Annotated in this window: 10 protein-coding genes; all 10 read right to left on the reverse strand. The window is 29.7% G+C overall.

Features of this window, described 5'->3' with window-relative positions; translation table 11 throughout:
• Positions 1-249: 249 nt before the first annotated feature.
• On the reverse strand, positions 250-1,254 hold the full coding sequence (locus AZI32_RS15890) for a hypothetical protein (protein WP_082761295.1): 1,005 nt from the start codon (positions 1,252-1,254) through the stop codon (positions 250-252).
• A gap of 101 nt (positions 1,255-1,355) precedes the next feature.
• Positions 1,356-4,508 carry an HsdR family type I site-specific deoxyribonuclease gene (locus tag AZI32_RS15895; RefSeq protein ID WP_082761296.1) on the reverse strand — a complete coding sequence of 1,051 codons (3,153 nt, stop codon included), beginning with the start codon at positions 4,506-4,508 and terminating at the stop codon, positions 1,356-1,358.
• A gap of 138 nt (positions 4,509-4,646) precedes the next feature.
• The gene (locus tag AZI32_RS15900) at positions 4,647-5,156 is read right to left on the reverse strand and encodes a hypothetical protein (RefSeq protein ID WP_061996786.1); all 510 of its coding nucleotides are present in this window, start codon (positions 5,154-5,156) and stop codon (positions 4,647-4,649) included.
• A 5-nt stretch (positions 5,157-5,161) separates the two neighbouring features.
• Positions 5,162-6,178, reverse strand: coding sequence for an AAA family ATPase (locus AZI32_RS15905; RefSeq protein ID WP_061996788.1), 1,017 nt, complete (start codon positions 6,176-6,178; stop codon positions 5,162-5,164).
• Between the two features lie 164 nt (positions 6,179-6,342).
• Positions 6,343-7,566: a restriction endonuclease subunit S gene (locus AZI32_RS15910; protein WP_061996790.1), complete on the reverse strand. Its 1,224-nt coding sequence runs from the start codon at positions 7,564-7,566 to the stop codon at positions 6,343-6,345.
• Complete coding sequence (locus AZI32_RS15915; protein ID WP_061996792.1) at positions 7,567-10,317, reverse strand: type I restriction-modification system subunit M; 2,751 nt, start codon at positions 10,315-10,317, stop codon at positions 7,567-7,569.
• Between the two features lie 964 nt (positions 10,318-11,281).
• Complete coding sequence (locus AZI32_RS18520) at positions 11,282-11,434, reverse strand: hypothetical protein (protein WP_157450950.1); 153 nt, start codon at positions 11,432-11,434, stop codon at positions 11,282-11,284.
• Positions 11,435-11,443: 9 nt separating this feature from the next.
• Positions 11,444-12,268, reverse strand: a complete 825-nt coding sequence (locus AZI32_RS15920; protein WP_061996794.1) for an HNH endonuclease signature motif containing protein — start codon at positions 12,266-12,268, stop codon at positions 11,444-11,446.
• A gap of 80 nt (positions 12,269-12,348) precedes the next feature.
• Positions 12,349-12,513, reverse strand: a complete 165-nt coding sequence (locus AZI32_RS18860; RefSeq protein ID WP_206406648.1) for a hypothetical protein — start codon at positions 12,511-12,513, stop codon at positions 12,349-12,351.
• Between the two features lie 230 nt (positions 12,514-12,743).
• Positions 12,744-12,995: a hypothetical protein gene (locus tag AZI32_RS15930; protein ID WP_061996796.1), complete on the reverse strand. Its 252-nt coding sequence runs from the start codon at positions 12,993-12,995 to the stop codon at positions 12,744-12,746.
• Positions 12,996-13,098 lie beyond the last annotated feature (103 nt).

The following is a 13,098-nucleotide window of genomic DNA, read 5'->3' on the forward strand; positions in this document are numbered from 1 at the left end:
TAATACTGTAAAGAATTTAGACAATGTTGTACATGGAAATATTAGCAACTTAGTACATTTTTATTTTAGCATTCATACCTGTTTTTATATCTATACTTCATATTCCCCTATGTTACAGTCGCCAGACCACAATTATATTATATCAGTGTGACTTATCTATAACCTTGACTGAACCCTTAGTCTAACTATGGGATTTCATATAACAATAACCAAGCAGTTAGAAAGCGTTTTAATCTAACTGCTTGGATATTATTCTATTTCATTTTCTAGAGACAAAATTTTTTCTTGACGCATTTCATGCAAGGTTTTATTATTATCTTTAATCATAGCCCAATCATAAATTCTAATACTAGACCAACCTGTAACCTTTTGGCCCCACTTATTAAAAGTAAGTTTTTCGCCTTTAAAATTGACATACTTACTATCAATAACTGTAGCTTCTGAATTATCTCTGTTCTTAATTACTAGAATGTTTCCACTTTTAATAATTCCCCACTGAAATAACTTATCCGTTCCAGGAAGTATGGTTCTAGTTATAGAAGTATCATTTTTACTCTTATATTTAGATACTGTTTTACTATCCACTTCAACATAAAAATCTTCTAAAGATGGTGGAGGCAATATTCTATTTATATCTATAAAATATTCTTGTCCTATTTTCATTGGACTTAACTGAAAACAACTAATATCTACACCATTTTCTATAAGCCAAGCTACTGCTGATAACGTTTGCTTATCAAAAGATGATGCTATAAGTATTATTCGCTGCTTTGAGTTAAAAGTCTTTAATGAATTATTCTTTTCAAGAAAATCATTTAAAATTCTTGATGCTTTTTCACAAGCTGTTAAATCTCCAAGTTCAAATTCATCTCTATATTTTTCAATATATGATGCAAATATTTTATCAACTAAATCATCTGAAGTTTTTATTTTGGCATAACTTGCAGCATACCTTATAGCTTGAAACTCAAAGGCTTCTTTTCTTTGTACAATATCCTGAGCATCTCTTTTAATCTCAATAAGCACAACATTGCCATTCTCATCTACTGCTGTTAAATCACTTCTTCCGTTTTCTTTATTGGTAACCTGTTTTCCAACAACAAGAAGCGTTTCATCCTCAAATATAACATCTATGTTCTTTCTTAAAAATTCTTCTATGTGTTCTTCTTTCAAATTTAAGTTTTTAAAATTAGTATTTGTTATTTCGACATCTTCAATTCCTATAGAATCTTTTATTTTTACTGGAATTAACATATAATTTACCTGCCTAATTGTTTTATATTTTAAAATATTTTAATTTTAATTTTTATAGTGTTTCTCTATTTTCTTTAATCTCAAACTTAATATCTGCCATTTTAATTTTCACCATATTCACATTGTGTTTCAGCAACTTCTCCCGCATTTTGATTGTCTAAGATTATAATAGGATAATATTTTTGTTTTATTTCAGCCATAAGTTCTGGCAATTTCTTTATTAAAGTCATCATATGTTTTAACTTGCTACCTGCTGATTTGTTCGTTGCCTTATCATAATCTACATTTTGGGCTAACTCATCTTTATAAGGTACCTCATTAGATTGCGTGCCTAAAAATGTATTCACAGATTTATATAGCCACTCTCTATCAATTCCCCATATATCTGCTAATTCATTAATGTTAGCTTTTAATTTCTTCTCTTTCCAAATATCAAAGGCATTATCAAAATTTAAGTTATAAGACAAATTTCCAGGAACTAATTCAGTATCTACAAATTCCTTTAGTAGATGTGCTTTATCATCTTCCCCAATATCACTCAATTCTTGAATTTGCTCATAAATTATACGAAGAGTTTCACCATCTACCGTTTGTATACCACCAATATTACTAACTTTAGAACCGATTAATCCAAGTATATGAGCTGCATCAATTACTTGAGTTCCTGCAAGCTTTGTTTTTCCAACAAGAGATTTAACAATATTTGGTACAGGGTTGTCTTGTCCTTCTTTTCTTGTGAGATTTTTATATGCTCCTACATATTTAAACCAAGTATGTTCATCAATCCCAAATTTATCATTATCCCACTTATATTCATAATATTGTTCTACCAAGTTCAACTGTTCTGCTGCATCTTTAAAAGCACTAATAAACTTCTCTTTACCTTCCTCTGCATCTTTCAAATCTTGCCATTTAGCAGGATCTTGTAATGACTTAACCATTTCTTCTACATTTATCTTGAATTTTTCAACTGCTACAATATATGTATCAACAATTGCTCTGCTACTCTTTCCACCACTACCATATAACTTTAATGCTTCTTCTACTGTTTGTTTTGTCATTCTTGGATACTGAAAATTAACAATTGTTCCAAACTCTTTATTCTTACCAAATATACGGTTTGTCCTAGAATATGCTTGGATTAATCCTTGTAGTTCCAAAGCTCTGTCAACATATAATGTATTCAATCGTTTAGAATCATATCCTGTGAGCAATTGATCTGCAACAATCACAAGGTCTATATTTTTTTTATTGAGTCCACTTCCACCACGAGTTGCACGTTCAACTATGTCTTCAAAATATGCGTTCTCTCCATGTTTTTTATCACCTGCAATAAATTCAATACCAGTAAATTCTGAGTAATCTTTAAACATTCCCTTAATAATATCTTGAGGAATATTATCAGGATCATTTTCATTTCCAAAACTAAATGTCATAGCGATATTTAGTTTTTCTTTTCCTTTTTTCATTTGCTTTTTAAATTCTTCATAATAAGCAATTACACGATTTTTATATGCAACTGTTAAAATAGCATTAAATTCTCTTCTTTGAGACTGATCCTCCCAATTATTTAATATTTCTTCAACAACTCTTGGAATATGCGTTTTATCTTGATATGTTAAAATATTTCTTTTACTCGCCTGCATTTCCACTTCTGCTTCAGACCATTCTTGAACCTTACGCTCAATATCTCTATCCCCAAGTTCAGGATGTTCTTCTTTAATTTTTTCTTCCAACATATCTCTTAAATCATCATAACTTTTAAATTCACCAGTATTTATATAATCTACATAAAACCCTAAGACATTTCCATCTGATATTGCTTCATCAATGGTATATTGATGAAGTTTAGGTCCAAAAAGCTTTTCTGTAGTATTAATAACTTCGCTTTTCTCATTTATCTTCCCTTGAATATTATTTTCATCAAATAGAGGTGTTCCTGTAAAACCATAGAAAAGACCATTTTTTCTAAAATAGTTTTTAATTACACCCATCATCTGTCCCATTGTGGTTCTATGTGCTTCATCTATAATAAATACTATTCTTTTATCTGCCAAAGTGTTGTCCTTAGCTTCTTCTAATTCTTTTACAAGTGCATTAAGTTTAAATGTAGTTGTAACTATAATTCCTGACTTCTGTGATTTAAGCTGCTTTTTCAATTGATAGGTATGTTTTGTGTCATCAACAGTTACTGGCTCATAAACTGCATATGCTTTAAAATTATCGCTAGTACGACTATCTAATTCTCGTCTATCAACCAAAAATACTACTTTATCAAATCCTGCGCGTGTAGATAAAAATAATGCTGTTTTAAAACTAGTAATTGTTTTTCCAGACCCAGTGGTGTGCCAAACAAATCCTCCATGTGGCACTCCATCATTATCCCAGCCAAAAGCAGCACCTTCTATTGCTTGCAATGCATAAACTTGATATGGACGCATAAGCATGTGTTTTTTATCATCCTTTTCTTTAGCTTCATCAATAACTAAATAATCTCCAACCATTTGATGTGCCATAGGTATCATTAAAAAATGTCCAATAACATCATGCCAATTATTTACCGGTTTATTTTTTTTGTCTGCCCAATGAAAAGCAAATGCTGGATTAAAATCGTTAATAGATTTTGGTGTTGCAAAATAACGAGTTTCTATCTCTGTAGTTATAACCATCATCTGTGAAAATACCATGAAGTTATTACAGTATTCACCATCTTTATAATATCTAATAAACTGTCCATAAGCTTCATCTAATGACTTATCAGTACGTTTTTGTTCTATATTAATTAATGGTAATCCATTAATTAATAATACAATATCAAAACGATTATTATTAGGAGTGACTACCTCCCTTGCAATACGGTAACTTGAATCACCACCTCTTACCTCAGCTTTTTTTAATATAGTTAAAGTAATCTGCTTCCTAGTTATATTAGGATCATCATCACGATAAATCCCATCTATTTTTCCTTTAGAATCTTCAATTGATAATATTTTAGCAGCCTCAAAACTATTACTTATTTGATTTACCTTAGTCATTACCTGCTTAAATTCATTGTCTGTTAATTCTACCCCTTCAAGTTGATCTGCATTTATACGATTTAGCTCACCTCTCCAATGATTGATCAAATCAGATACAGTTACTTTTTTCTTATTTCCATTTAAAAAATCAGGAGCTTCCCATTTGTATTTTTCTAACTCTTTCACAAAATTCTCCTGAAAAGCTCTTTCAGATGCATTTTTAGGTGCATTACTCATAAAGTCTCCCCCCCCTTAATTAAACATTTGATCTTTAAATAACTTGTATTAGGTCTTTTGTATACCTCAGGCCATTACTCAAGAAATTCTAATATAGGAAATTAAATTTCATTTTTTTATATTTATAAATTTTTTAACTTATACTTCCTCTATATTAATCTCTTTAAATCTTTCTTTCCACTCATCAATACTAAGCACTTCAAATTTTGAAAGCATTTCTCTAACAATAGCATCTTCTTTTAAATGCAATGGTAATTGCTTTCCTATTTTTAGTCTTAGTTGTTTTCTTATTTTAGCATCCATAATTGGTGCTTCCATTAATAGAATAAATATTATAGGAAATTCATCTTTATTTCCACCAGTTGCCCAAAACATCATTAAGCTATCATAATATTTTTTTGCTATATTTTTATAAAATTTCTCTGGATCTTTCTTTATTTTATCAACAAATGCCTTTGGATTAACTGCATTTTTAATATTAGCATTTTTATACTCTAAAAAAATTATGTTATCATTGTATTCTGTTATAAAATCTACATCATTTAATTTCATTTTATTAGCTAAGTCGTGGAATTCAATAACATATTTACAATTAGTAAAATCAAACTTATATTGGTTGTTTTCATCAGTTAATATTTTTAATTCCATAAAATTTACTCCTCAAAGTTTCCTTCAATAACTTCGTCTAATAGCCTTGTATCAGCTTCAATAATTGAATTATTTTTAAGATCCCCAAAGTTATTTTCACTTTGACACTTAACACCTTGATCTGTTTTATACAAACTATGGAATACAACATTATCATTTGAATTTCTTTTTACTTCAAAATACTTAGCAAAATTATAACTATGGGTTGCTAAGAAAACTTGAACGTTACACCTTTGAAGTTCAATCAATATATCAACTAATATTGGCATTAATTCTGGGTTAATATTAGCTTCTGGTTCATCCCAAAATAAAATTGTGCCATTATCAATTAATCCATTTCTTATAAGTTTCCATAAAAGAGCAAACTTACGAATACCTTCAGCCTCTATTGAAAAATTTATTTTACTACCATCATTTTTTACCACATAAAAATTGTCATTTTCATAAACTACTTCACCATTAATTACTTTTGAAATAATCTTTAAAACTTTTTTATTAATTTCAGATATTTCCTTAGACTCTGGTAATTCAGCATTTGTAATGATATCTACATAAGTCTTATCAAATGGCATTTCGTATTTATTATTTAATGCCAAAAATCCATTTGAATGAGATAGTATTTCTTTTGCTGGTATAAAAATATCATTAATATTAAAATCAATATTTTTATATGATGAACCATCTACAGCTAATTTCATTCCCTCATGTTTTATAATCACATATTTTACATAACTATCATTTAAATAATTTGCTGTTATTGATGTTTCTCTGCTTGTGTTATCCTTGTCTCTAACTAACTCCATTGAATTGACTTTAAAATAAGGCTGTGATATATCATACGGTTCATTGCTTTTTCTTTTATTCATATAATTTACACTTTCACAAACTGCATATAAACCCTTTAGTAAATGAGTTTTTCCTGTTCCATTTTTACCAATAATAATATTTATACCTGAAGATACATCCAATTCAAAATCATCAAATACAGTAAAATTCTTTATATTAACACTTTTAATATTCATAAATCACACTCATTTCCATAAATTTTGTTTATACTATTCTCTTCTTTACTATTAACAATTCATTAATTTTTTATATAGTGTTTTAATAATTTTTAAAATAAGCTCTATTAGAGCATGTGAATATCCTAATTCTCATATATTAATTGAGCTTATTATTAAATCTATCAAATAAACATTTCATTTAAATATGCTTTCTTTATATTTTGAAGCTTTTGAAGCTTATGCTGATGAAGGGTGATAATTTTGTTGAAGGTTTCAAAAAACTGTCCAATTCTTTGCTGTTCTTGAAGTATTGGGCATAAGAACTCATAATTTTCAACATTTGATTTTGAAATATTTTGTACTTTTGTACCTGCTCCACATCTACTGAAATATTTTTGATTTTTGTTAATTACCATTGATAAAAAATAGCTATCAACACTTTTATTGGGACGTATTTCTGCAACACGTTGGTTAAGAATGTACTTGTTATCTATAGGTATTTGTGCGGTCATTCCGAGTAAACCAGGTGACTGCTCACTAAGAATCATAACAAGTGTTCCTTTGGTTAATGTTTGAACTTCAATATCAACATATCGACCTGAATGAATTAGATTTCCATCCATGTCAACCGATTTAAGTGTAATAAGTTCATATTGCCCTTTTTCTTGGACATCCTTTTCAAAACTACCACCATTTAAGTATGTCGATACATCTTTTAACTTACGCTGTTCCCAATCATCAGTAAAACCAGCAAATCTTAGTTTTGGCTTATTCTCTCCTTCTTTAGGAAACATATCTGTAAGATATGATTTTTTTAATGCTTTTATCTTATCTAACTTACGCTGATGAAGGGTGATGGTGTTGTCTAAAGCCTTGAAAAATATGCCAATTTGTGTTTGCTCATTGATTGAAGGCATAAGTATAGGCATCTGCCCCAGGGTTCTCCCCGCTATCTCTAAAAAGGTAGAACCTGACGCATTTTTCTCTGCATACTTCTTTATCAAATGTCCCATTGAATAGATAAAATATGTATCTACCTCTTCCATTAAAACAAGTGATTGAAACCCCTGATTTGTTGCACCCTGATGCTTTAAAATAGCCATATCTCCAATTCCTGCTCTACTTGTAAATAAAATAGTTTTATCTGGTGGAAGTATCTTTGCCGAACTTTTTTCCAGTCCTAATTTAGTAATCTTTTTTATACTTCCCTTAGCATAAATATGATTGCCAATTTCAGTAGGGGAATACCAATCTATATCTCCATTCCAGTACTCAGGATTACCTGTACTTGGGGTCCCACCACCTACAATTTTCGCCACATCCCCCAACTTACGCTGTTCCCAAGCTTCAGCATTTTTAAACTCTTTAAATCGTCTTTTTGGTACATTTTTCTCATTATCTCCCATTTATTCCACCACCAATTCATTCTTAAGTGCTTCAAATTCGCTGATCAAGCTGTCTATTTCCATATCTATATCTGACAATGTATTTGAATAACGCTCCTGTAGCATTTCTAATGAATTTAATTCAGCTTTTAATGGAATTTGTACTAATGCTACCATTTTGAGAACAGTATCACCAAACCACTTTTTGTACATTAGTTTATCAATTTGCTCTTCCGTTAAATTTGGATAAGCTGCAGTTGTTTTTTTAATTAGCTCAGCATTCTTTTCTTTCAAATCTTCTTTAATTTGCTTCATCTCTTGAATCAGTTGTAACACCTCAACCAATTTAGCTTCAAAACTATCTTCGTCGAAAACATGAGATTCCTTTAACTCCTTAATACGTGTATTAATTTTTCCTTTTCCGACTGTCCCATCCTTGTTGGTTTCAATAGATGCCCACTCGATTTCAGAATTAGACAACATATAATCTAGTTTATTTTGTTTCTTGGGTTTGCTTTCAAGGAATTCTAAATAATCTTCCAACGCTTTAATTTCATCTGATACAACCGATTCATACGCTTGATTTAACTCAGCTTTCACATTTCCTTCTACAAAATCATCATTTTTAGCATTTAAGACATCAAATTCTCCATCTTCTTCAGATAAAGATTCTCTAATTTCCATAAGCCTATTCGCAATAATTTCTTTTTGACTTTCAAACTCAGTTATTTCTTTTAGCTCTTTTGAAAACAGTCCTTGTTGAACAAATTTAAACGGTAAAATTTTTCCTTTCCATCCATCTTGTTCTTCACGTTTTTTATCACCTTGCCCCTTTGTTACCATATTAGGCTCAAGAGTACGGGCAGCATCATAAAAACCATCCAATGCAACAATTTCAGAATCATGTGTCAGCTCATCTCTCCAAATCTCAGCAATAATTTGATAACCATCGTAAACATCAATTATATCAAACTCTGATAAAATTACCTTTATTTCAATAAACATCTCATTCATGAGTTGAGTTAAAGATGATGTATTATCAACCTTGCACAATTTATCATAATACTTTTCGATATATGCGTTTACTTTAGATTCAAGGGCTTTTGAAATTTTTGCAATGCGTTCATCAATTAAAACATCATGAGTCAATTCATTCACCGGTTTTGCAAGTTCAACATACCCATCACGCACTTTATTCAAAGAAGCATCCAAAATATCTTTTACTGTTGATTGTAAAATTTTTAAATCATCAATATTCTTTTGAGGAATTCCTCCTAACAAATGACCATCTACATCATGCGGTATTTCTTTATCAATTGCTTCAATATAACGAGGAATATTCATATTATATTCATTTTTCTTTATTTCTTCACGTGTAGCAAGATGACTATACCCTGGTATCTCTGTTTTTTTCATGTATACATCTACTATTTTTGCAATGTCTTTTTCTTGAAGTATATTTTGCTTTCCTACTTTAATAAAGCTATTTGATGCATCAATAATAAGCACAGGAGCATCAATTTTACGATTCTTTTTTAATATTATAATTACAACTGGAATTCCTGTGTTTGTAAACAAATTATTTGGCAAACCAATAATTGCATCAATATGACTCTTATCTAGTAATTTTTTTCTGATGTCCCCCTCTGTAGAACCACGGAATAAAACCCCATGTGGTAGTACAATTGCCATTGTTCCATTAGTTCCTAAATGATATAGTCCATGTAATAAAAATGCAAAATCTCCTTTTGAATCTGGTGGTAAAGTACCCGCTACTTCAAAACGTGGATCACTTACCTTTAATCCTGCTTTGTTCCAATTCTTTGCTGAATACGGTGGATTCATAACAACTGCATCAAATAGCACACCTTCATTAGGCTTTTCTGGATCCTCAGGCCAATCATTTGAAAGAGTATCACCATTTTTGATTTTCATCTTTTCCGGATATACTCCATGAAGAAGAAGATTCATACGTGTCAAATTATAAGTTGCTGTATTACTTTCTTGACCGTAGTAAGCTAAATCTCTTTGCACATTCTTTGCTAAGTGCTTTTTTACTGTCAAAAGCAATGAACCAGACCCTACTGTTGGATCATATATTGATTTAATTTCTGATGTTTTTGAAACTATCTGAGCCATAACTTCACTCACTTGATGTGGTGTATAGAATTCTCCTGCCTTCTTTCCAGATTCCATTGCAAACTGGCCAATCAAATATTCATACGCATCACCAAGAACATCACCTTTTTGCAAAGCCACCATGTTAAGGTCAGCAAATAACAATATCAGTGCTTTAATATTTTTACTACGTTCATTTAAATTGCTTCCTAAAGCGGTGTCTGTTAAATCAAGTGTCGAACTAGAAAATAGGCCATTAAAGTCACTTGAATCGCCAGATATAGCTATTGTTCTTTCAAAATTATTTAGACTATCTGTAACCTTTTGAAGTTCAAAATTTCCAGAATTAATATCTTTAAGCCATGTTTGATAAAGATATTCTGGAGATACATAATACTTCAACAAACTTTGAATTGCTTTTTCAAGTTCATCTCCACACTCAGCTTTATCCTTAGCATATTCTTCTACTAACTCATTCTCAGACAAGTTGCCTTTTCCTGCAATATTTTTATAGGTCTCCAAAGTTTTATCACTTAAAAACTTGTAAAACATTAAGCCAAGCATATAATCCTTGTAACGACTTGCGTCCATGGAACCTCTTAACTCATTTGCCCCATCCCATAATCTTCTTTTAATCTCTTCTGATGTAATCATAATTATGCCTCCAAATATTTCGTTTTTTAATTCTACATTAACACCTAGTACTAGCCTTATCTTCACTCGTGTTTCAATGGAAACAAGTTCATATCGTTCTCTTTCTACGATGATACTGCTACTAAGATTAGAAACATTTTCAATCTAGGTTTTGTTCATGTTTTTATCAATCAGCAATTTTTATAATTTGTTATATGTCATTGGTATCATAACTTGGACATTCATCAATAATAAAAATCCTAACCTCTATTATATCATGATATCTCGAAATATTGTACAAATTCCCCATGTCCAAAGCCAACATGATAACTAAATTTCTTTAGGGGTGTCCTACACATTCAAGTGTACAAAGATCTTATATTATTTGGCATAATATAATCTCCCCATTTAAATTTAGACTAACTGTATTTTAAGTATTTACACCTAGACGATAAGTAGTCAAAAATCGTAATTTATTTTCAAACATCTATCTCAACTACTTGTTCAAGCCTACATCTAGCTTGACTCCTCAACCTCTTCCACTAAACTATACCCACTTATTTTTTAAAAAGAAAAAGGGTATCAAAATTTGAAGTTCCATTAAACAAAAACCAAAACTTCAAATTTTTAAAATGCATTATATTATTATCATGTCTATGAACCGCTATTTATCGAAATTTCTATTTTAACCTTTAGATATTTTTATCCATACTTCATTTTTAAACTCTTACGCTAAAATAAGTCCTAATGCGTTTTGAAATTTTTCATACCTGCACAAAATTTCTCTATTCTTGTAGATTAGAAATCATTAACTTCTTCAACCATTTTGGTATATGATTAACCTTTTCCTTTTTAAAGTCTTTTCAAAAATTTGTTCTGCATCTTCTTTTCTCTAAAATCTATCCCGTACATAGCACTCATGGTTAAAATACTAACATTTAAAATTAATATATTTACTGTCAATAACTGTAGAAATTAAAAATTTTTAATAACTTATACATTGTAGCCAAGACTTCTTCTGTGATTTTCCTACTTCTAAATCTATTTCTTTAATAAATTTCTCTAACTTACAAGTTAGTTCATATTCATCACTAATTTTTAGTTTTCCTATTTTAAAAATATCATCAAACTTTTTCACTATATTCTCCTAACTATTTTTTGATATGTTTTTAAGGTAAGTTTTATCCAAATTATTGTCTACTACATGCATTTTTTTATGACAATTGGGGCAAAGTGCAACAGTATTTTCTATAGTATCTGCCCCGCCTTTAGACAACCATTCTATATGATGTATTTCTAAATATGGTTCTCCAAATTTATTAGTAAAAGGAGCTGCCCTGTTACATAGTTGACATTTACCATTTGCTCTTCTTTTGGCATATTCAGTAACAAAAGCATTTCTTTCATAAGTTTTAAATGTTATTATTCTTACACTTGTTTTTGTATATTGACTCTCCTCAGCTTTTTCTTTTAATTCTTTATCTGTTAACTTTTTAGCTTTTTTTTCCTTATTATTATAATTTTCTTTGATAATATTTTCATCTATAGTTATGATATGTTCATCAATAGGCTTAACTGGAAAAAACCATACGTTTCTTAGATTGCCATCTACGTCTTTTTGCTTTTCTTTATATGGAATATCTACTAGCTTAACTTGACCTCTATATATGTAACTATTAACTTTAAAAACCTCAAATAGAAATACATCTACATTATTTTCATTTGATTCATTTAAAGTTCTATTTTGCCTATAATTAATATCTTGATCTCCACTTTTACCCATTCCTGTGTAGTGAAGAACATCACCAATCCACTTATCATCATATAACCCTTTTGTATAATCCGATATTATTGTTAACGTATTTGTAGCTTTAGAAGTCCTCATTCCACTCATGGACCCACACTTAAATATTTTTATCAATTCTTCATTAGTAATTATTTGATTTAAACTTAATCCTGTATTAAATGCCACTAGTTCTCCTCCCTTAACTTATCTACAAATGAAATGCTTGATAGTACAAAATCAAACATTTCCATCTCCTCTATACTTCCCTATCTATAATCATTATGTACAAGCAACTCTACTTCACCTTTTATAACAGAAACATAATAAGCTAATAACTTTATTTGCTCATTTGTATATGTATAAACACTTTTTTCAAAGAAACGTTCTACTTTTATATCTTTATTTAAATTTTCCTTAATTTTTCTTTTCAAACACTCCTATGGTATTTCACCTGACTCTATTTTTTCACCCATAGATTCCCATTTACCAGCCAACTTATCATTTTTTGCTCTTTATTTCATTAACATTAAATTATCTTTTAAAAATTATAGCTGCAGTTACTTCCTTCATAATTTCACCTTTTTCATAAAAGAATTGAGTACGCCTTCATAATAAAGCATACCCATATTATACCACGTTATTAACATTATTTTGAATTTTTTTACAGTATATTCGTAACCCTGGCTCCCGATTTAAACATAGACTCAACTTCTACTATTATGATAGCCCTTATTCTATTTATTAAATTTAAAAATAATTTCTCATTGAATTCTTTTAATATATCTTCGTGGCAGTTTAATACCAATTTAAGCTCATCTGCTTTTTTAAAAGACATATTGTTTATTAACTCTTTATAATTTATTGTAGCTTTTCGTTCTTCAATGTACCTATTAAGCTGCACCCCATCTGTCAAAAGCTATTTTTTCATATTAAAAATAGTTCTCTCTTTTTAATTGAAATACTCAATTATGCTTCTATTATCTTTAAATTTTATATGAGTTTAATGTGCGAAGGTT

Origin of the sequence: Clostridium sp. ATCC 25772, assembly GCF_001573875.1 — a bacterium.
GTDB classification, from domain to species: domain Bacteria; phylum Bacillota; class Clostridia; order Clostridiales; family Clostridiaceae; genus Clostridium_J; species Clostridium_J senegalense.

What these genes read in the sequence shown, in the direction of transcription:
- AZI32_RS15890 (WP_082761295.1), bottom strand. Translation starts at nt 1,254, where the DNA reads ATGTTAATTCCAGTAAAAATAAAAGATTCTATAGGAATTGAAGATGTC.
- AZI32_RS15895 (WP_082761296.1), bottom strand. Translation starts at nt 4,508, where the DNA reads ATGAGTAATGCACCTAAAAATGCATCTGAAAGAGCTTTTCAGGAGAAT.
- AZI32_RS15900 (WP_061996786.1), bottom strand. Translation starts at nt 5,156, where the DNA reads ATGGAATTAAAAATATTAACTGATGAAAACAACCAATATAAGTTTGAT.
- AZI32_RS15905 (WP_061996788.1), bottom strand. Translation starts at nt 6,178, where the DNA reads ATGAATATTAAAAGTGTTAATATAAAGAATTTTACTGTATTTGATGAT.
- AZI32_RS15910 (WP_061996790.1), bottom strand. Translation starts at nt 7,566, where the DNA reads ATGGGAGATAATGAGAAAAATGTACCAAAAAGACGATTTAAAGAGTTT.
- AZI32_RS15915 (WP_061996792.1), bottom strand. Translation starts at nt 10,317, where the DNA reads ATGATTACATCAGAAGAGATTAAAAGAAGATTATGGGATGGGGCAAAT.